The organism is Bdellovibrio sp. (genome assembly GCF_036384735.1).
In the GTDB taxonomy this organism is placed as follows: domain Bacteria; phylum Bdellovibrionota; class Bdellovibrionia; order Bdellovibrionales; family Bdellovibrionaceae; genus Bdellovibrio.
Genome location: NZ_DASVLT010000007.1, coordinates 1 through 21,135 on the forward strand (window position 1 = coordinate 1; position 21,135 = coordinate 21,135).

At 44.1% G+C, this 21,135-nt stretch carries 15 protein-coding genes; 7 read left to right on the top strand and 8 right to left on the bottom strand.

Annotated features, from left to right (window positions below; all coding sequences use genetic code 11):
- The 3 genes from VF412_RS00670 to VF412_RS00680 all read left to right on the top strand — a co-directional run.
- A partial coding sequence (locus tag VF412_RS00670) for a hypothetical protein (RefSeq protein ID WP_331337262.1) occupies nucleotides 1–1,773 on the top strand: 1,773 nt, incomplete at its 5' end.
- 220 nt (nucleotides 1,774–1,993) lie between these two features.
- Nucleotides 1,994–4,501, top strand: coding sequence for a fibronectin type III domain-containing protein (locus VF412_RS00675; RefSeq protein WP_331337263.1), 2,508 nt, complete (start codon nucleotides 1,994–1,996; stop codon nucleotides 4,499–4,501).
- Nucleotides 4,501–7,068, top strand: coding sequence for a hypothetical protein (locus tag VF412_RS00680; RefSeq protein ID WP_331337264.1), 2,568 nt, complete (start codon nucleotides 4,501–4,503; stop codon nucleotides 7,066–7,068). The genes VF412_RS00675 and VF412_RS00680 overlap by 1 nt, the downstream gene beginning before the upstream one ends.
- A gap of 17 nt (nucleotides 7,069–7,085) precedes the next feature.
- On the opposite strand, the gene VF412_RS00685 is transcribed toward VF412_RS00680, so the two are convergent.
- Nucleotides 7,086–7,850, bottom strand: coding sequence for a FecR domain-containing protein (locus VF412_RS00685; protein ID WP_331337265.1), 765 nt, complete (start codon nucleotides 7,848–7,850; stop codon nucleotides 7,086–7,088).
- 54 nt (nucleotides 7,851–7,904) lie between these two features.
- On the opposite strand from VF412_RS00685, the gene VF412_RS00690 reads away from it, so the two are divergent.
- Nucleotides 7,905–9,614 (top strand): SpoIIE family protein phosphatase, encoded by a 1,710-nt coding sequence (locus tag VF412_RS00690; protein WP_331337266.1) that lies wholly within the window; start codon nucleotides 7,905–7,907, stop codon nucleotides 9,612–9,614.
- Here VF412_RS00690 and VF412_RS00695 read toward each other — a convergent pair.
- Both VF412_RS00695 and VF412_RS00700 read right to left on the bottom strand, forming a co-directional pair.
- Nucleotides 9,611–10,957, bottom strand: coding sequence for a vWA domain-containing protein (locus VF412_RS00695; protein WP_331337267.1), 1,347 nt, complete (start codon nucleotides 10,955–10,957; stop codon nucleotides 9,611–9,613). The genes VF412_RS00690 and VF412_RS00695 overlap by 4 nt on opposite strands.
- A complete protein-coding gene (locus tag VF412_RS00700) occupies nucleotides 10,954–12,039 on the bottom strand; it encodes a hypothetical protein (RefSeq protein WP_331337268.1) in 1,086 nt (361 codons plus the stop codon). Before VF412_RS00700 ends, VF412_RS00695 begins: the two co-directional genes overlap by 4 nt.
- Nucleotides 12,040–12,317: 278 nt before the next feature.
- On the opposite strand from VF412_RS00700, the gene VF412_RS00705 reads away from it, so the two are divergent.
- On the top strand, nucleotides 12,318–13,133 hold the full coding sequence (locus tag VF412_RS00705) for a TIGR02147 family protein (RefSeq protein WP_331337269.1): 816 nt from the start codon (nucleotides 12,318–12,320) through the stop codon (nucleotides 13,131–13,133).
- Nucleotides 13,130–14,173, top strand: a complete 1,044-nt coding sequence (locus VF412_RS00710) for a hypothetical protein (RefSeq protein WP_331337270.1) — start codon at nucleotides 13,130–13,132, stop codon at nucleotides 14,171–14,173. The genes VF412_RS00705 and VF412_RS00710 overlap by 4 nt, the downstream gene beginning before the upstream one ends.
- A gap of 35 nt (nucleotides 14,174–14,208) precedes the next feature.
- On the opposite strand, the gene VF412_RS00715 is transcribed toward VF412_RS00710, so the two are convergent.
- The 5 genes from VF412_RS00715 to VF412_RS00735 form a co-directional block, all read right to left on the bottom strand.
- Nucleotides 14,209–14,694, bottom strand: coding sequence for a hypothetical protein (locus VF412_RS00715; protein ID WP_331337271.1), 486 nt, complete (start codon nucleotides 14,692–14,694; stop codon nucleotides 14,209–14,211).
- A gap of 206 nt (nucleotides 14,695–14,900) precedes the next feature.
- On the bottom strand, nucleotides 14,901–16,304 hold the full coding sequence (locus VF412_RS00720; RefSeq protein WP_331337272.1) for a sigma-54 dependent transcriptional regulator: 1,404 nt from the start codon (nucleotides 16,302–16,304) through the stop codon (nucleotides 14,901–14,903).
- Nucleotides 16,305–16,459: 155 nt separating this feature from the next.
- Nucleotides 16,460–18,316, bottom strand: a complete 1,857-nt coding sequence (locus VF412_RS00725; RefSeq protein WP_331337273.1) for a histidine kinase dimerization/phospho-acceptor domain-containing protein — start codon at nucleotides 18,314–18,316, stop codon at nucleotides 16,460–16,462.
- Nucleotides 18,304–18,987, bottom strand: a complete 684-nt coding sequence (locus tag VF412_RS00730; protein ID WP_331337274.1) for an HAD hydrolase-like protein — start codon at nucleotides 18,985–18,987, stop codon at nucleotides 18,304–18,306. Before VF412_RS00730 ends, VF412_RS00725 begins: the two co-directional genes overlap by 13 nt.
- Nucleotides 18,984–19,676 (bottom strand): DUF2817 domain-containing protein, encoded by a 693-nt coding sequence (locus VF412_RS00735; protein ID WP_331337275.1) that lies wholly within the window; start codon nucleotides 19,674–19,676, stop codon nucleotides 18,984–18,986. Before VF412_RS00735 ends, VF412_RS00730 begins: the two co-directional genes overlap by 4 nt.
- A 57-nt stretch (nucleotides 19,677–19,733) precedes the next feature.
- On the opposite strand from VF412_RS00735, the gene glmU reads away from it, so the two are divergent.
- Nucleotides 19,734–21,131, top strand: coding sequence for a bifunctional UDP-N-acetylglucosamine diphosphorylase/glucosamine-1-phosphate N-acetyltransferase GlmU (gene glmU, locus VF412_RS00740; RefSeq protein ID WP_331337276.1), 1,398 nt, complete (start codon nucleotides 19,734–19,736; stop codon nucleotides 21,129–21,131).
- The last annotated feature ends 4 nt before the right edge of the window (nucleotides 21,132–21,135 follow it).

Here is a 21,135-nt window from a genome sequence, read left to right on the forward strand (position 1 = left end):
ATCAACTTTACTGAAGGAAGCTCTTCTACAACTGCGATTGAGGTCAATGATCCTGAAGGGGATCCTCTGGTCTTGGTGGTTTCACCGGTCACTTCAGTGAAAACAGGAAGCCCTGCTGGCGGGGGACTTCTAACATCTTACACGACAGGCGGTACGACGACGGCGCCGGAATTTAATTGGAACTTCATGCCTAGCTATCTTCAGACAATTGGTGGCAATGGCTCGATGACTCTGCGATTTTCGCTAAAGTACAATACGGCGGTTGATTCAACTTTGGATAGCTCGCAGACGTTAGCGTCTATGGATGCAACTTTTGGTGTTATTAATACGGATGATCCCCCGGTTTGGGACGTGAACCCTCAGAGCTATGACTTAGTTGAGGGGCAGACGTTCAATATTCCAGTGGGACATGCCTACGATCCAAATCCAAATTCGACAGCAGTCACTTATAGTTTTCAATCTGCCGATGGACAGTGCGATTGGTCTGATACTGCAAGTTTGACTGTCGATGGTTCGGGAAATGTCTTTTTAACGGGGTATCCAAGTTACGTTTCGAAAGACACGTGTTCATTTCAGATTATTGCTCAAGATCAGAGTTCGTTAAAGACGACATCACAAACAGTTACTTATAACGTTGCGAATACCAATCGTCCAGTCACCGAGCTGACCGGAGTTACAGAAGTAGATGGATTCGAAAATAAATCTTTAATATTGCCTTTGAGTGATATGTTCACAGATCCCGATGTCGATGCAGGGGATACCCGAGAAAGTCTGACGTGGACTTGTATGGCTAATACAGATGGTTCTACAAACTACTCTTCAGATTGCTTGTCATTGGGAATTAATTTTACTTTGTCGACTTCGAATTTCTCAGGAAGTTGGTATCCTCCTTATGGCAGTGCTGGAACTTATTATATAAATCTTACGGTCACCGATAGCGGGAATACCTCAGCATCTCATGCTTTCAAACTTGTGATTGCAGCAAGTCCGGCGCCAATGGTGTTGTCGCTAGCTCAGGGGGGATCTTCGGTTTCAACCTTGACCGCCAGTGAGGGCGTACCGACACAGGTGACGCTGCAAGTGAGGGCGCAGAGCGCTGCAGCTGTGAATCAATACACTTATAATGTGTCAGCTCCAACCTGCTATGTAAGTTCGACGTCGGGATCTGGTTCATGCAGTGCCTCGATGATTCAATCGCCATCTTCATTGGAAGGTAACGGAGATCAAGATTTTGTCTTTACATTGAATCCTAGTTACACGGATGGAAATGCGGTATTACCCGCTTCAAGTAAATCCTATATCATCACTTTTACGGTGACTAATGCAGATGATTCCACCGTTCAATCGCAAGTGTCAGTCCTGTTGACCGTGAATAATACCAATCGATCGCCGACGGCTATTTCACTTTCTAGCGGAAGTCAGGGGTGTACAGGCAGCAGTGCTAACTCACTGACGACAGCATTCACAATCTGTATTGATTTATCAAAGAATTCTAAATCAGGAACTACTTGGACAAAGACTTACTCGATGACTTTAGGTTCGGTAGATCCAGATGGTGATAACGACAGTTATTCATACTCGTTACCGACCAATGCACCTGGAACTATTTCAGGCGTTACATGGACGATAAGGCTACCGACTTGTTTGTATTCAGGAACCACAACTGTCAATCGAGCCTATAATTTGGAGTTAAGTGATGGACGGGGCGGAACAGTCACTCGAACCATTAATCTCACGATCCAAAAAGGCTTTGCGGCGACAACTTGTTTGTAGTTTTGGAAGCGTCGGGGACATGGGCATCCATGGAGCATTAAGAAGTCTAAAATAGCGACGTTTAAAGACTTTGCATTCATAAAACTGACTGCTTTAGCCAATACTGAAATTGGGCGTGTAGAAAGACATCATTACCTATGGAAGGATTCTTAAGGTTATGCGAAATTTTTATGGCGACATAAAGAGTAAAATATCGATCGTGATATTCGGTCTATTCTTCGTGCTATGCTTTTCAGGATGTCTTCAAACGAAAGAAAGCGCTAAGGCGGTTTCGGCTTCCAGTTCATGGTTTGCAGGCGCCGCTCTTGCTGCCAATGTTGGCGGTTACCCTACTTCAGTTAAAGTCACATGGGCGCGTGCGGATCGCTCTGTTACTGGATACAGAGTCTATTCACTTCGTCCCAATGCGACGACAGGTGTGAATGAGTGGACTAATATTGCACAGGTCGATGATTCACAAACCTCTTATGTGGATACCCAGAATCTTTCAGATGGAACAGTCTACACATATAAAGTTCAAGCTATCGATGCTTTGACTGGTTCAGAGGACGGAAACTCTAAGCAAGTATCTACTGTGACTTTCTATGGTATCAGTGGAGTCGCTATAACAGGAAAGACAACAGCCACTATTGCGTTGAGTGGGTTGTCTGGTGCTTATGATGCTATTCATATTTACGCGACTCCGACGGGGGGAAGTAAAACTCTTCTTGCAACGGTGAAGGGTAACCCGGCGTCTGTTGATATCACTGGGCTACGTTCAGGTGTGAATTATAAATTCACGGCAAACGCTTACATGACCTATTTGTCTGCCGAAGATGGCAATACTCGAACTGTAAATGGAGAAACTTGGTCTGATAGTTTCGGTAGTGGTTTAACTGCGGATACGACGTATTTTTATCGTGGTATTTTGAATGTACAAGGTTATGGCTTGGCTCCGAATGCGACGGCAGGTCCAACAGGAAGACAAATTAATTTGATTTGGCTGCCATTCAGTAACTCGTCCAGTTCCACGAAATACAAAGTTGTTCGCTCGACAACAACTTCAATTGATACAACTGTCAGTACGGCATGTACATCAACTTCAACAACTTCGTGCATGGTTTGCACAGTGACTGGTGCACAGAAATGTATCGACACGAATGTCTCGGCACCTCCACAGACGTATTATTATGCAATCACGCAAATGAAAACTGATACGAGCGGAGTTGAATACACCGAAGAATTGCCATGTTTGAATGGTACAGGAAGCGGTACAAATATTTGTTCGCCAACGGATTTCATCGTTACGGCACACGTGCCGCCTGACTATATGGTGTTGGTTCAGCGTGATGCTGCCAATTATGAAATGTGTCTCAATATCAATGCGACAAGTGATCCTCGGCACAAGCAAAGGTGTATTTACACTGGATTGGGTGCAGTTCCGTCGACAACGGGTCCTGGCAAACCAGCCAAAACATATGATTCCGGATATTATGATTTTGGATACAACTTATTTGTGGATCGCTATAAAATGGCCTGCAATTGGACGAGAAACTCATCCACTTGCGGACCAAATGGATGCGTAGGAGTTTTAAGTACGTCGGGATCTCCGGTGCCTCCAGATGCTTCTTTAGGTAATACCGGCGACGTCTTTTATGGCTTTCAGTATGCATCAAGCGCTGACACTTGCTATATGAAAACAACTGGTTTGAATGGAAGCTCTGGTTGGATTTCTTTAAGCAGCGCAAATCTATCCAGCAGTGATCTGGCGACAATGACTACGAATGATCCTGGTACCGATAAGCATCAACCGGCAATTGGATATTTCTCGCCAGAACAAGCAAGCAATATTTGCCAAGCGCATTCTACAGATTATGGATCTAAGCGACTTTTGCGTCGTCGTGAATATCTTGCGGCATCTCCGCTTCCCTATATTAGTGGCGAGGACAATGCCTATGTCAGTGGATTGCGGGTTTTCGATGCGCCTCAATTTACAGGGGTTTGTAATGGATTTACGACGGACATCGCTTCTGGGGCAACTGCATCCGAGGCCATTGCGAACTGGTTGGGCTCTTCAATCATCAGAAATATTATTACGGTCAATTCAGTCAATTTAGGTAACGAGGCCAACCATTATTATATGATTGGAAATCGTTCGAGCACACTCTGTACATCGCGATTCGGTATCCAGGATCCATTTGGTTTTGGTTTATCAGGAATTCCGGTGTCCGATACCTTCACAAAAACTTCAGGCACAACATTTCCGATGACCCTTCAAGCTTCGCCATCACCGTACGATTCTGGAAATTTAGATTTTTCTAATTTCAGCTTCAACGGAACACTGGGGCCGAACCAAGGGGTGGTTAGCGGCGGTTGGTATTATTTCGTTCTTGCCTCGTATCGTGGTGGCGCTACAACTGGATATCCATGCAATAGCAGTAAAGAGCTGGCATCTTTCATTCCATCATTGGGTATACCGATTTGTACTTGGTCTGGAGGCGCGCAGACTCTGCGTTCTTTGCCGGAATTTCAATCTACTGGATCAGTTGGTGGAGCGCCGCTAGGTCTTAGCGGTGTGTATCATGTTGGTTACATCCCCACTTCAACAGGGCCGACTGGGAATTCGTATGTGATGACTGTAGGCTCATCGTCATCTAATGCAGGTCGCTGGAGCTTTGGTTTTACGCCAAGTGGAATTGCCTATTCCAATTATTCTACAAGTCTTCTTTGCGGTATTGAGGCGGAATAATGAGAAAAAGTATTATCACGCAAATAATTTTGATCATTTACTTATTTTCACTGACGGGCTGTTTTGATTTTCTAAACCCCGCCAACAAGAAGTCGACCAGCGCAAATAAAGCGAGTTCGATCACTGACGCCCAGTTTACGGGAGTTGCATCAGCGATAAATAAAGTTGCCGGTATAATGCTAACTTGGCCTGCTGTCAGTGATGCCTCTTTAGTGAAAGCATATAAAGTCTATCGAGTTTCAGGCGCAACAAAGACTTTGATCGCTTCATTAGCTCCAAGCTTAAATTCATATATGGATGGCACTGTAGATCCTGGAGCCATTTATACATATACGGTAAACGCCGTTGATCAAGATGACATCGAGGATGGAAATACAAAAACGATAAGCGCGCTAGCATGGGCTGGGATCGACACTGTTGCAGCGGATTCTCGTTCTAGTTTGGTAGTGACATTTAAGTCTACGACTGCTGTCGCAGATGAAATTCGCGTTTATGGTCAGCTGACCATTGGCGGAACTAAAACTTTATTGGCGACTGCAACGGGAAGTGATGATTCTGTCACATTGGCGGGACTTCGCACCGGTTTTACTTATATTATCAGTGCTCAGGCTTATGTTGCTTCATTGGGAAAAGAAGACGGCAATGATTTAACTTTCAATGCTAATACATACACTGTCGGTTATGACACGGATGGATCTAGTAGTTCGCAGTGGGCAAATGTTATGGCCGTTCGCGCTTTTGGTGAAGCACCCGCAGCGCCCGTTCATCCAGACACTCCCGCGAAATCTCCGAATGCGCGTGTCGTTGAATTAGCATTTAATGCATTTAGTTCGGCGGGCTCGAGTGCAAAGTATGTTGTTACTCGTGTTATTGATGGTTTTACCATGGACAGTTCAGTGACAACTGCTTGCTCGGATACAACGTTTACCTCATGCCGTGTGTGTGATCAGGTCACCGCGGTTTCGGATGTTGTGAATTGCACGGACTCGGCTGTTGCGGCTTCTCCGGCGCGTTATCGTTATTCGCTTTCGATTATGCAGACAGATTCTGCCACTGGTGATACATGGCCCGAGCCTTTGCCCACGGATAAAGATGTTTTAGCGCAGTTTTCAATCTTAGTACCAATCCCACCGAAAAACATGGTGTTGGTTCAAAGGGATGCTGCCAATTACGAAATGTGTTTGCAGCTGAATAAAGCGTCAGATCCACAAAATCATAATCGTTGTCTTTATAGCGGTATTGGAGGGCAGCCTTACAGTACTGGCAACAATAAGCCTGCTTTGAATTTACCGACGGGATATTATGATTTTGGTTACAATTTGTTTGTAGATCGATGGGAACTTGCCTGCAATTGGACGATGGCGTCTCAAGGCGGTATGTGCGGAGCTAATCACACAAGTGGTGATTGCATTGGCTATGGAAATTACACAGGATCTGTAGGGGCTCCGGCCGCGACTCAGGGAAAAGTGGGAGATGTCTTCTTGTGGTTATACCCAGGGGGTGCTTCTTGTCGAGTAGCTGCTAGTGCAGACTCTTCGGGAAATATCACGTGGTTGAGACCCGCCGACATTGTTGACGGTGCATATTCCAATGCCGCTAGTCTTTATAAGACGATGTGGACCAATGACCCTGCTTATGTAGATTCAACTGGTAATTATAATTTAAATATTCCAGGAAAACGCGCGAAGACGAATGCATATGTGAACCAGTATTCGTCCGCTGGTTCCTGCGCTTCGCAAGTTGATACTAATTATGGTACCAAACGTCTGTCTCGCAAAAGGGAATACATCGTTTACTCAGCCCCAGCCTTGTTGTCTGGCGAACCATATACTTATTCGACTTATACGAACTTCATGAACAAGGTTTACAAAGTAAATACATATCATAACGCTTCTTACACTTATGGCTGCGAGTACGGAAGCAATTCAGATGTCGGTGCGCCAACAATTTCACAGCTTTTGGATTACACAAATTATCCGGCTTATAAAGAGATGTTGATGTTAACGAATGCGACAGATTCGACAGGGTATACAAATTATTTTGGCGCTAATAATAGTGCTCAGTTCATGATCGGTTCTGTTGCAACAATTGATTGTCAATCACGGTATGGAGTTCAGGATATGATGCGCACGAAGGCGACGAGCGATATCATGTACTTCGATAAGGCCACAGGTAAGATGACAGGAATGATGTCACCTTTTGATAACGGCAATCGTGACTTTTTACAGGACATAAATGGCGGAACAACCGGGTTCGTTATGGATACGTCTATGTTTCTTCAGGATACTACTAATGGATATGGTTATGTCGGATCTGGATCCACATTCTTAACGGCCTTTATTCCAACGTTGGGTTGGCCTTTGACGACGACGACATATTCCGCTGATTACTGGCCCAAGGCTTTGTGGACACAGATCTATTCTTCTTCAATACAAACGCCATTGTTAACAAATACTTCATTAGCAATGAAGTCTGTCAGAGCCGGTGCACGATGGGGAACTTTCGTCTCTGGAACGATGGTTGATACTTATACGGCCGAGACAAGATGCGTGCTTCCTGCAGAGTAGTTTCTCTACAGGTTCTATTAAGTGGATGTTGTTCGTGATTTGATCATTTCTCTTAAAGCAATGATCGAGAAAATCATATAGGCAAAAACTAGCACCCATAGAATCTTGCCGTTTTCGCCTTCGCTTAAAGATTGAAACTGTCGGGGCTTCAATGCGTTCAGATCTTTATCCATTTCCTTATAGTTCGGATCGAAGGCCGCATCAGTCGGCGCAGAGCTAGACTGTTCACCGGGTTCATTTAAGGCCTCATCAAGATCTAGCGTTCCTGGGGGTGAAGTGGTCACGACAAGATCATCTAAAGCTGAAGCCGAAATTTTCAATTCGACCTCAGTCAATTTCAAAAATTTAGATTTTCCTTCACGTTGAATTTTCATATTGTCTTTATTGGAACTGGATGTTTTCATCTCGCCTTGAACAAGATCGATTGTCGTTAAATGATTCTTCCGACTGACTTTAAATAGCGAATCTTTATTCACCTGCAAGCGAGTATTCGGCGCCAGTTGAATCGTTAATTTTCCTGTGTCGCCGGTGAAGACTGAATCATTATCATAAATTGGATCGTTCGCACTGCTTGGCACCCACAAAAGTTCGCCTGCAGATCTCACGCGGACGTCGCCTGAAGAGGACTCGATAAAACCGATGGCTGAATATTTTCTCGCAGGTGTGGGAAGGAAAGCGCGAAGAACTTTTCCGTCCGTCAGCAGATATACAAAAAGACTCAGAAATAAAATTCCTGAAACAATCATATAAAGACGAAGAATGAGATTGGATTTCTTAGGCATACCTGTCCTTCTATCATATTGAAGAATGCGGACCCTGTTGAGATAATTTCAACCATGAGTCTTAGATCTAAACTTTTATTGGTAATGGTGTTGCTGCCGCTGATGTGCTTGGCAGTATTTCTCTCTCTATCAGTGAAGGCTTTTATCGCTGACAAGGTGACCTTTGTTTATGAGTGGAATCAGCTTCAATCTAAATATCTGTCGACAAAAATTGATCTTTTAATCTCGCAAATCAAAGCGGATCCAGAAAAAAGTGTCTTTACGGCTCGTGTGAATAATACCTTTGATAAGGTGGCGGACATTCATGGAGCGGTTAAAGAAGAACAAGTTTTAGATGTCACCAAAAAATATGGAGCTGCTCTATGTACTAACGTCCGTCATCTGGGATGGTTGTACTTTCAGAACCGCTTGATCTATGGATACTGCAGTAAGAATGCGAAAGACTACGATCTCTATGTGTTTAAAACTTCGCAATTGTCTGATTTATTTTCTGAACATGGAATCAGCGACACGCTTTTAGTCGGACAGGACGGATACATTATTGCAGGTCCTAGTGGCTATCCTGTGGGTCGAGAACTGAAATCTATTGTTGGATCAGGAGTAAATGACATTCTTGACTCGATTAATACCTCGCAGGGACGTCTTGAACTGCAAAATCAGAAGGATAACATTAAGTATCTGACTCACTTCTATCGCATTCCAAATGAATATTTATTGATTGTTTCTTTAACGCCTAGGTCAGCTCCGCAGAGGGCCGCGATGTTATTCGTTTACCAAGGCGTTATCTTTGCAGCTGGTTTATTGATCATAGCTCTGCTTGCAAGTCTGCTGATTTCATCTGCGATGCTTAAGAATATCTTTGGCTTGCGCAATGCCATGATGTCCTTTGGTGATGGAAATTTGGATGTAAATATAGAAACAAAATCCAAGGACGAGATTGGACAGTTGACAAATATGTTCAATAAAATGGTGGGACATATTCGCGAGTTGATGCGTATCCACGAAGAGAAAGCCAAAGTCGATGCCGAGATGAGTTTGGCCGCCGATCTTCAACAGAAGTTCTTTCCCGAAGCCAATTATCGTACAGGTTCCTTCCAGTTTACCGGTTTCTATGAACCTGCAAGTCAATGTGGTGGTGATTGGTGGACATATACAGATACAGAAACGCATTTCATAGTGTGTATAGGTGATGTGACAGGACATGGTCTTCAATCGGCGCTTCTGACCTCGGCGGCAAGGGCGGTAGTTGCTGAATTCAAGACAAACTTCGAAGGTCCGGCACATGCCATGGCGAGAATGAATCGTGCTATCTATGAAACATCCGGTGGCTCTTTAAATATGACGTGCTTGATAGCGGCTTTTGATAAGCAAAACCGCACAGTGACTTATTCTAACGCCAGTCACGAACCGACATATTATTTCTCGCCCAAGCCAGAGCTCAAGAAGGCGGATATCAACGCCTTTATTGACGTTCATGGCCCTAGACTCGGAGAGAAAGTGGATGCAACATTTGGACAGACAGTCGTTACCTGTAATGAGCCTTATGTGTTCTTATTCTATTCTGACGGACTTAAAGATGTCACAAGCCCAGCGGGTGAGGCTTTTGATGAACGAAGAATTCTTCGTTTGCTGGCAAAGTTCCGAGATACACAAGTCACAACAAAAGAAGTGTTAGATTCAACGATGGGATATGTCGAGGAGTGGCGCCAAGGAACTCCTCTGGTCGATGATCTTTCTTATTTCTATGTGAAGAGCGAACTCTAAGGACTGAGCCAACGAATTTCAAATTTCGCTGGAACTGGAATATCGAATTGATCCTGTCCCGCAGGAATAAAGTGTCGCTCTTCGTGGGCATCTTTGCTTTGAATCACTAGCACTTGTCCTGTTTTACTTGGTGGAGCTTTCACCCATGCGATATCTTCTGCATAGAGTGATTTCAAATCTAAAGAATTCTTCTGATGATTTTCAACTTTGATAGAGCGTGGACCAAGACGCTTGGCTAGCCATGGAGGAGATATCACTTCCACATCCCACTGGCCAAATTGAAGTTTTGGAATATCGACGCTTGCAACTCCAAGTGTCGCGGTGGTTTCGATTGGTTTTAGGTCTCCGTGAATTTTTTGCGTTGAAGCGGTTGGCTTCCAGCGCAGCGTTAAGGATGCCGAAGAAATCTGCATTTCGCCAGTAGAGTATTTCATCAGTTGTGCCCAGGGAATTTTCGTCAAGGTTCCTTCAGCAAGCTTAAAGGTGATTTCCGATCCATTCTCATTATCGACGAATCTGATCTTATAGGTATCGCTAGGAACCGATACAACGAAAGGCCCTTTCCAGTCTTGAACATGCTTGGCGCCTTCAATATGGAATTGAGCTTCATTAGGCGCACCCGTGATTTCCAGTCGCGCCATCTTTGTTGGATCTGGCTTTTGCTTATCGGTGGATTGAGAGTTCTTGCGTTGAGCCTGGTTCTTTAGTTTAAATATTTTGATTTTTGTATCGCCGGTTCTTTGTGAGTCTTTAATCTCATGTAAGATTTCGCTTTCGGAAAACTGTGACTGTTTGAGTTGATTTAAAAGGTCTTCCTTCGAGTTGATGTCAGCAAAATGGATTTTGAAATTATTTAACTTAAGATCTTTAAAGCACTCCATCTGAGGCCGATCTTCCTTTAGATCCAAACCAACCAGATAGATATCGTAAGGCTGTGCCTTCTTGAATGTCTTATCGACTTTTTGCAAGTACTCGCAGGGATTTTCGCCGCATGTATCCGCACCGTCCGTAATGACAATGGCTTTGGTGATGTCGTTGTGCTTGAGTCGATCGACCAATAATCTAAAGCCTTGGGTTAATGGCGTTTTGCCATATGCCCCAGGATTCAATTCAGAAATCTTTTTCGACATTTGTGGAAGCGGCAATTTGAAAGCACGAATATCATCACAACCGAATTGAGGTTGGGTACCAAAAACAATTGCTTCGGCATTGTCCTGTGGAGCTTGCGTCGATAATAAAGCACCCACCTGGGATTTTACCGTTTGAATTTTTGGAGATTTCTCGAGGGGTTGATCCATCGAACCCGAATAATCAAGAAGAAGAAGGAAGGCTATCGACATCATTGGTAAAGATCCTCTCCGATACGAATAAGGAAATACGCTCCAAGGTCCGTGCGATTCAAATTGCTTTGACCTTGAATCAACAAATTGTCTGCAAACGCCGCCTTCTGTTGATCCAATAGAGCACTTACACCACCACAAATTCCATAGGGCACGTCAAACAGAGTAAGGTCGGGCGAGCATTTCTGAAGTTTCAAGCGATACCAATTCAAAGTGAAGGGCTCTTGGCGGAATTGCTGTTGCTCTGAAATTTGCGAAATGAGCGATGTATCAAACAAAACTTCCCAATGATTCCATATAGCCGTGACGCCTAAAAGCCATGACTGACGCGTGAAAGAGAAGTGCTGAAGTGAGTTTGTCGGCACACTCCATGATTCCATATCGTATGTGAGACGTGGACCAATTCTAAACGATGGAAAAGGAAACCACATTTGGTACGCCAGCGAAAATTCTTGATTTTGAATATGGAGATAATCGTCTTTGGATTTGTAGTTAGGCGAAAGCGCCGCTTGCAGATCAAATTGATGAAGAGTCCAAATATTGAATAAATGAGTCGGCTGCCCCTTCATCACTTGAAACAATGCGGTAGGAGTGTATTGGATACCTTGAGAAGAAAGATCTTGTTGCAGAGCTGTATTCCCTGACCAATTGCTTTGCGAAAAAATAAAACCACCGGAAATAGCGATTCCCCAATTGAAATCGAACTGTGCATACTTAGGAGGTTTCACTAAGTCTGTTTTCTTATCCTGTTGTTCCTTGGCGACTTTACCTGTCACAAAAGGAAAGACGGGTTCTTTGACAATTAAGAGAGGATAAAGAGGATCACTTTCAGCAATACCTTTTGAATGATTCCAATCGATCTTGGCTCTATTGAGTGGTGGATTCCACACTTTATCTTCACGAAGCGAGATAAATTCGCAAAATGGATTGCAGACGTATAAAATGCCTTTCCAGTCTTTGCCAAGATGCGTATCTGCCTCTTTGCTGAGGTCGTTTGCATCAATCTCGGCTGCCCTAACAGATTCAAATAGAAATCCATTCAGAAAGCAGATAGCAAAAACAAGAAGTAGGTTCTTTAATGTCATTCAAAAATAGTAAGCCGAATGGCAAACACATTGATAGTCGTGAAATGCGTTGATGTTCGTTCATGGAGCGATCAATGCATTTGAATTATTGAAGATTGAGCAACAGCTCCATCTTTTTTGGAGCGCTTAAAATTGGATGCATGTGAAAATAAAACAGAGTTTATAGATATAAACAGATTTTTGATGTTCAAAAATCATGGACGTTCAAGGAGCAGCCTGTAAAAAAAACATAATCATTGTGTAGTGACATAGAGTGAAATTCTTATTACTTCTGAAGCATGAGCAGTAAAAAAACTGGCACCCGGAACTTTTTAGATTATCGCCAATTTCTTGTAGACGAGCTCCAACGCCGTCAAAAACGAAATCCAGCATATTCTATGAGAGCTTTTTCTAGAGACTTAGGAATCGGATCTTCTCGCCTAAGTGAAATTATCAATGGCAAGGTGGGCTTGTCTGAAGAGCGAGCGATGAGCTTAGCGCTTCGTCTTCAGTTAGCTGAATCAGAGCGTTCTCTGTTCGTCGATCTTGTTCAGAGCGAACATGCTCGTAGTACAATCGCACGGCAGGCAGCCCAGCAACGTTTGCAAGCTCGGGTTCCCGCTTCCAAGAGTATCGCTGAACATGACTTCTTACCGATCTCTGATTGGTATAATCTGGCATTGATGGAGCTTCTGTATGTGGACGGTCTTGAGCACTCGTCGCGCAGCTTTTCTGAAAAATTGGGAATTCGTGAAGAGATTATTCAAGAAACTGTCGACAGACTTTTGAAGCTCGGATATATCGCATGGCAAGACAGTCGATTGGTACCGTGCGATCCTGAGTTGGCAACAAACAGCCATGTTCCGTCCTCGGCGATTCGCGCTTATCACAATCAAATTTTGGACAAAGCAAAAGAAGCTCTTGTAGAAAAGCCTGTCGAGATGAGGGATTTCTCTTCGATGGTATTTGCTCTGAACTCAAGTCAGATGGAATATGCACGAAGTCGTATACAAGAGTTCAGAAGAAATCTTGTGAATGAATTGGAAGAAATTCCTGGTAAAGATAGTGTGTTCTGCTTGTCCCTGCAATTTTTCGAGTTAACGGAGAGAAAATGAACAAGTGTGCCTTGATCCTTGGTCTGTTGATTTCAGTAAATGCATTAGCGTGGCGTGAAGTTGGCAACGGAGGAGGGGGCATCCTTGGGCCCGATGGTCGTTATTCGACATTCTTCTCAGCAAATATTCCAGTAAAGCCTGATCCAATAGAGGCCTCTGAAATTCAGGGTTTGGATTATCTTGTAAATAAAATTTCTCAACTGGATATTCCTGAAAAGCAAAAATCAGATATCTTATTCCAAATTTACCCTTCAGGTGATCGAGCTTACTACACTGTCGACGAGTCTAAATTAGATGCGATGGTTTTAGATCAACTTAAGGAACAGTATTCGAAGACAATGGGGGTTCCGAAGGAACATGTTGTTATCTATGCGATGACGGACCCTAAAACTCTAGAAACGTTTTTAATGCCGGCATTTTTCAAGCTAAAACCCTCTGAAAAGGCTGCAATTCTTTTCCACGAGTCATTATGGATTAACAACCCCGACTCGACTTACGATCAAATCGTGGCTGCCGAACAATCGGCGCAGGCATTTTTCGAACACCCAGAAGACAACAAAGCTTTTTATAACTTCTATTCTCTGCTAAGTCGATTGACGGGAACTAGAAGTGTTCTGATTTATCCGATAATGAAGCGTGAGCTTGAGTCTGGATTGCCATGGGCTGCTAAGAATCCAGATCGCCATCCTTACAATATTTATCTAAAAGATATTTTCGGCGAAAAATTCATGGCGTGCAGTATGAAATTCCGCCCGAATGAATATTTAACGGGCGATTGCAGTCGTGCGATGCTTTCTGATTTAATTGTAAAGTCTCAAAAATATCCGAATTCAATTATTCTTAAAGGCTTGATCGATTTTATTAAGCGAGATGGAACTATCGCCATCGTTACTTATGCGGATAAAAACGACAGTCGACAGTATCAAGATTATATCGATAACACTGATTTTTCTATCAATGACTTTAATGACGATCTCAATGTGGTTCGACTTTTCGGGCGTGGCAGCTTGTACTTCGATTACAATGAAAAGGCTCAGTAAAAAGAAAATGCTATAAGCACTTTGGTGATGCCGACTTAAACCTTCGGTGTCAGAAAAGCAAAGACTCGCTCGATCAAAAAATCCGGTTCCATGTTCATCTTGCACTTAGGACAGAAAATATCTTCGGGAAGGTTCAAAAATTTGGGACCTTCTGAAGAGGCATATTGAAAGTGTTCTCCGCGCTTTAAGACAGTCGTTTTTTCGACCCCGCATGTTTCGCACATGTAAGGCGCAATAAATGATTCTATCGAGCCCTGGCGTGGCAGAAAGCCTTGAACAATGTTCACCTGGTTCACGATGACAAACGGACACATTTCGAGACGGATTTTGCAGATGCTGGGAATTTTCATCGACCAAGTGATCCAGTTTTTGACCCCGATTGAGTTGATAAACGTGACCTTTTCCATGTTGATGAGTAACTCGGTCGCACCTTTTAGCTCGTATTCATAGATGGCCGTTTTTTCGCTGATCGGACCTTCCAAGAATAACTGATGTTGGGTGCCGACGACTTTGATCTCCATGAACAAACTCCACATCTAAATAAATTAATTTTTTATTGTTGCCGGGTGCCGCTCAACAGGGATTCATGAAAGGCTAGGATTTAAATGGTCCACGGCAGTCCATCATACAGAGTAAGGTACAGTCCAGAAACGAAAAATGCCCCTTCACAGAGTCTTCGGGTTGAGGAGGGGAAGACTGAGTGAAGGGGCTTTGAAAACAAATTCAATTAGGATGGTGTGATCTCGTTCGGAGGAGTCAGACCTTTTTTCTTGATCTTCTCGACCAACGTTGTTCTGTTCAAGCGAAGCAACGCCGCCGCTTGGTTGCGGTTCCAGCCTGTTTTTTCCAGAGCTTTCAGGATCAACGTGTTTTCGAAATTATCAACGGCCGTGTTGAAGTCCATGCCGCTATCAGGAATCTCTAAAGCGCCAGCATCTGTGGATACTGTCTTTCCTGATTTATATTTCGGAGGCAAATCTGACATTTCAATCGTGCCTTGGCCTTTAAGAATCGTCATGCGCTCTACAAGATTTTCAAGTTCACGAATATTTCCAGGCCACGCATAGTTGCTCAAGCAATCTAAAGCATCGGAGGCAACGCCCGTTAAACCACGACCCTTTGTTTTATTGAAGATGTCCATGAAGTGATTTAACAGCAAAGGGATATCGGACTTACGTTCACGCAAAGCAGGAACAACTAAAGGAATGACGTTCAAGCGATAGAACAGATCTTCACGGAAGCGACCTGTTTCAACTGCGTCTTCCAAATTAATATTTGTCGCAGCGATCACTCGAACATTCACAGACACTGTTTTTGTTGAACCTACAGGTTCGAAGCTACGCTCTTGCAATGCGCGGAGTAGCTTCACTTGCAATGAAGGTTCAAGATCACCAATTTCATCCAAGAAGATAGTTCCACCATCAGCCATTTCAAAGCGGCCAACGCGATTTGCAATGGCACCAGTGAAAGCGCCTTTCATATGGCCGAACAATTCGCTTTCTAAAAGCTCAGAAGGAATAGCGCCGCAATTGATTGGAACAAAAGGGCCTGTTGCACGAGGGGAATTATAGTGAATCGCGCGAGCGATCAACTCTTTACCTGTTCCCGATTCGCCAGTAACTAAAACTGTAGAATCAGAATCAGCAACACGTTCGATCAAACGCAAAACATTTTGAATTTGTTCGCTGGAACCGATGATTTGATCGAATTTATATTTCTTATTGAGTTCAGAACGAAGTTGCTGATTTTCTTGTTGCAACTTCTTATGAGTCAGAGCTTTTTCAATCAAGCTCATTAGTTCCTCAAGATTGAAGGGTTTCGTCACAAAGTGGAAGGCACCTTTTTGTGTCGCGCGGATGGCTGATTCAATAGTAGCGTGACCCGTTAGGATGATCACTTCAGCAGCAGGATTCAAAGACTTCAAATGAGTCATGAACTCAATGCCGTCTCCGTCCGGAAGATTCAAATCGACGATGGCCAAATCAACAGGAACGTCACCTTGGCAGAGAACTTTTGCTTCTTCGATTTTGTTTGCTGTGATGACGTTCAGCCCTTTGCGATCCAACACGCGGAAAAGTGCGGTGCGGAGCGAGGATTCGTCATCTAATATAAGGACGCGTTGAGTGCGCATGAACCTTCCTTCCATGGTGGGTTCTGGTCTTTTCCTAACCACTTCGAAATCCATCCGAAGTGATGCCCTCTACTCTGATAGGGTCAGAGTGTAGACAAGATTAGGATAAGTTGATTTTGACTGGACTGTCAAAAAATCCGCGCCTGTAAAGGCTTTCAGGACCTCAAAACTAGACGGGTGAAGGAAATTTTTGCCACGTTTTCATGATCTAGACCCGAGAAAAATTCGAGGTCCGCCTCATGGTCGCGAAGGATCTGAGAGGCCACAGGAACACCTAAACCTATAGGAAGACTTGGATTTTTTTCTGGCGTCCCGTTGTCCTTGATTAAAATGTGGGCAAAGTCATCGCCGGCAGAAATTTCGATGTTGAGAAAGGCTCTAAACCCTTTCTGGTTGCGAATTCGGTCATTCAAACGATCGATAGAATTTTGCAGCAAATTCTTCAAAGCCTGGGCCAACAGATTTAAATGACCAATGACTTGAACTTCATTGCCAGGAAAATGCAGTTTCACATCGATGCCTTGAGACTTCGTTTGCAGCTCAACAATTTTAAGTGCGCGAGTGGCAACTTCCTTCAAACTGACGGGGCCTTCTTTGTCAGAGTTTGGATTTCTTGTGAAACCCAAAAGATTTTGCACGATCTCTTTACAGCGCTGAACGCCTGCTTCCATCTCGACAATATCTGGATACAGTGGATTCGCAGGATTCATTTCCATCTTAATCAACTGGGTGAAAGAAAGAATGCCGCCCAGCGGGTTGTTCAATTCGTGCGCGATAGAGGAGCCAATTGTTCCAAGCTCTGCCATTTTTGCAGATTCTAAAATCTGACGTTCCATTTTTAACTGCGCCGTCACGTCGTGATACAGGTTTACGAACACTGCGGGTTTTTCAGATTCAAGCACGATACTTTGAGAATACACTTCATAAGTCCGCGGCGAAGAGCTGCGTGACTGTACGCGGAAGTTTTTTCCCCGTTGACAGCCCGGGCATACATCTTCGCGGTTGTACAAAAGCTGATAGCATTTGCGACCGTTTTGAGGATGTTCGCGTTCTTTCAAGCGTTCTTCCAGAGCTTTATTGGACTGAATCACATCATAATTTTCGTCAATCAAGACGACGGGGTCCGACATCGAATTGAAGGTCGCTTCCCATTGCTCTTTTAATGATTCAGATTCTTTCATTTTCTGAATACGATCTAATGCCAACGCCACTGCTTCAGCAACGCGGGTTAAGAAATCACTTTCATCGCGATTGAATGGATGATCGGGAGCACGTAAATAGAAAATGGAGCCAATGCGCTCGTTCAATCTAAACAGCGGCACTTGCAATTGGGTGAAGTCCAATTGCGCCGTGATTTGACGGCTGAAAATTTCATCTTGTGGGTGAAAGAAAATGCGAATCCATGATGTTTGCACTGTTGTCGCCAAAGATTCGTTTAAGAACTGTTCGATCTCACCGACGGAGCTTGCCTGGTGCACCGCCATTAAAGCGTGTTTAAAGCCTTCAATGCGCGAATTCGTTAGGTATAATTTGCGACGAGCCTCAGTCAGGAAACGAGTTCTCTTTTGAACACGTTCTTCTAATTCAATTTGTAATCGCTTGAGCTGGGCTGTTTGTTCACGAATTAGCAAAGCCAAATTTTCATCTTGCTTGCGTTGATTGGCTTCTTCCAATGCCGCGAATAAGTGCGACTCGATGTCAGGATCTTGGAATGTCGCCATCACGCGGAAGAATGAATATTCTTGGTGAATGATGGCCAATTGATTGGCAGAAAAATCCTGGGGAACGACGGCGATAAACTGTGTTGCCGGATTTGACTTCTTCAGCTCTTCATAAAATTCGGCAAATTTTTTTCCCAGGATTAGGGTCACTGAAAGAGCGACAACGTTATAAGTGGAATCCTGAATCCAATGCCATGCCTGATTCAAGTCCGTGGCGATATGTGCACCAAGTTCTTGCAAGCGAGGATCCCACGGTCCAATTAAGAGGAAGCTTGCCTTTAAAGTCCGCATGTTCCTATCAAATCCTTGTGATGATAGATAGTAAAGTCGGGATGATCTTCTGGGTATTGCGCTTTCTCGCCAATGTGTTCGCCATGGGCAAAATAACAAGTGTCAGAACCGACACGTTTGGCATCGCGAATCTCGCTGGAAAGACGGTTGCCAACACTTAAAAGTTCTTCGGCACCATGGGGTTCATTTTTTAAAATATCCAGGAAGGCGACTTCTTTTTTTTCGCCAATGAATCCGTTCAAAACATAAATCTTTTTAAAAAACTTTTCGATTTGCAAAGCGCGGATTTTATCAACTTGTGCTTGGAAAGATCCCATTGTCACAAGATACAAATTATATTGCTCTTTAAGATGCAAAAGATTTTCTGTCGCACCGGCCATCAAAGGAAGAAACATTGGAATATCAGGATTGTAAAAAGCCTCAAGAGCATCGTGAACGGCTTTTCCTTTTTGATTTGTTCCGTAGTGATTGGCAATTTGCGTGAAGATTTCAGTGTGGGAAAACTCGGCCGCCAGATTATGGCGCATCTTCATGCATTCTTCCAGGGTGCACTGCAATCCCGCATTGAGCATTGCTTGGCAGGCTTTCAGCGAGGCCATAGGAACAAGCAAACCTGATGTATCAAGAAGAGTGTCATCAAGATCGAAGACGATGGATTTGTATTTCTTCACTTATGACCTCCTTCCGTAAGCAAAAGTTCCAGACCTTTTTTGAAATGGGGCCACACAAGATTCAAATCAATGGACTCTTGTTCTTCGATGCAAATCACAGGAATCTGGTGCTCGATCCATCCAAAATCACCCAAGCTTCCCGGTGTGGGATAGCCGATATCCTCGCGGCATTCATAGTTCGTGTCTGTCGCAAGAAGCTCCGCAGCCTTCCGTCCAGGGTGACCTGTGTAAACAATGCAAGGCTCCCACGAATGAAAGTGTACTATAAGCTGTGGCTTTTCGTCCTCAATGAGTTTTATCAAGGCCTGCACTTCGCTCTCGCTGCCGGGCGAAGGGCCGGGATAGTATCGGGATGCCTTTGCTTCAGGGGTCCAATCACGACATGGGAAGTTGCGATTGAGGTCAACCCCGTTCGCGTTAGTGCGCTTATTTTGAGAGTATCCGTCGGGATTGATACAGGGAATAAGAATCCAAGAGCGAGTTTTGAGAGTTTTCTCGTTTTCAAAAAGCCATTTCAAGAGTTCCTGAGCCAGGCGAACTCCCTCGGGTTCGTCGCCATGAACCCCGCCAATCAGAAGGATAGGTCGTTCAGAAAAACCACTTTCGGTGTGTGTTTTTCTATACAGCTCGATGGGCGTACCCAGAGATGTTTTTGCCCAAGAAGATTGGTGAAAAATGTTTCCTTGCATGAGACAATTAAGCCTGTTTTTTTCAGAGAAGAAAAGCTTTTAAAAGGAACTTTGAACATGTCAGCAAATGCATCTGAGAAATTGACGGTTATCGCACTCGCGGCTGGAAAAGGAACTCGTATGAAGTCTCCTCTTCCTAAAGTCCTTCATCCTGTTGCCGGCCGTCCGATGATTGAAAAAGTGATTTTGGCTTCTAAACAAGCGGGCGCTTCGGAAGTGCGCGTGATCGTAGGTCATGGCCAAAACCTAGTTCGTCAAGTGGTCGAACCCATGGGCGTCGCCTGCTACGTTCAAGACGAGCAACTGGGAACAGCTCACGCCGTTCGTTGTGCGAAACCAGAAAACATCGAAGGCGATGTTGTTATCATGAATGGCGATCATCCGTTGATCGAGGCCTCAGACATCAAAGATTTCTTGCGCATTTTCCGTGACGAGAAATGTGATTTGGCTGTTGTGACAGCAGAAATTAAAACTCCAGGAGAGTTCGGTCGTATCGTTCGTCACAAAGGGGATCTGGCTGCGATTGTTGAAGCAAAAGACGCTTCCGCAGAAACCTTGAAAATCAAAGAGATTAACACAGGCATTTACATCGCAAAAGGCTCGGTACTTGCCGAATACTTGCCGCAGATAAAAAACAATAATGCAAAAAAAGAATTCTACATCACGGATTTGATCGCATTGTGCATTCAAGACAAACTTCGAGTGCAAGCTATCAAAGCCACACCGAAAGTGGCCGTTGGGGTAAACAATCAAGTTGAATTGGCAAAAGCCACACGCTTGATCTTTAAACGCAAAGCAATGCGTTTGATGGAAGATGGTGTGTTGATGATCGATCCGCGCACAACCTATGTGGAAGAATCTGTGAATATCGGTGCTGGCACAGTGCTTTATCCAAACGTATTCATTCGTGGTCGCACAAACATCGGCTCCTTTTCAGTTGTGGAATCTAATTCATTCATTTCTGATTGTGAGATCGGTGACAGTGTTCAAGTGCGCGGTGGATGTTATTTGGAAAGTTCAAAACTTCATAACAAAGTTTCCGTGGGACCCTACGCACGTCTTCGTCCTGAAACTGAAATCTTCGAAGAGGCGCACGTTGGTAATTTCGTCGAAATGAAGAAAACCAAATTTGGAAAGAAATCAAAAGCAGGTCATTTGACTTACCTTGGCGATGCGGAAGTCGGTGAAGAGGTGAACGTGGGTTGCGGAACTATAACTTGCAACTATGCTGCTGACAGAAAGAAATATAAAACCAAGATCGGCAATCGTGTCTTCGTTGGAAGCGATACTCAGTTTATCGCTCCTATCCAAATCGGCGACGACGCAGTGATTGGTTCTGGTTCAACGATCACGAAAGATGTCCCGGCAAAAGCTTTGGCTGTAGCTCGTGGCAAACAATTCGTAAAAGAGAATTATGCAGTTAAGTCTTCAGAAGACACTGAAAGTAAAGAGTAGGTAA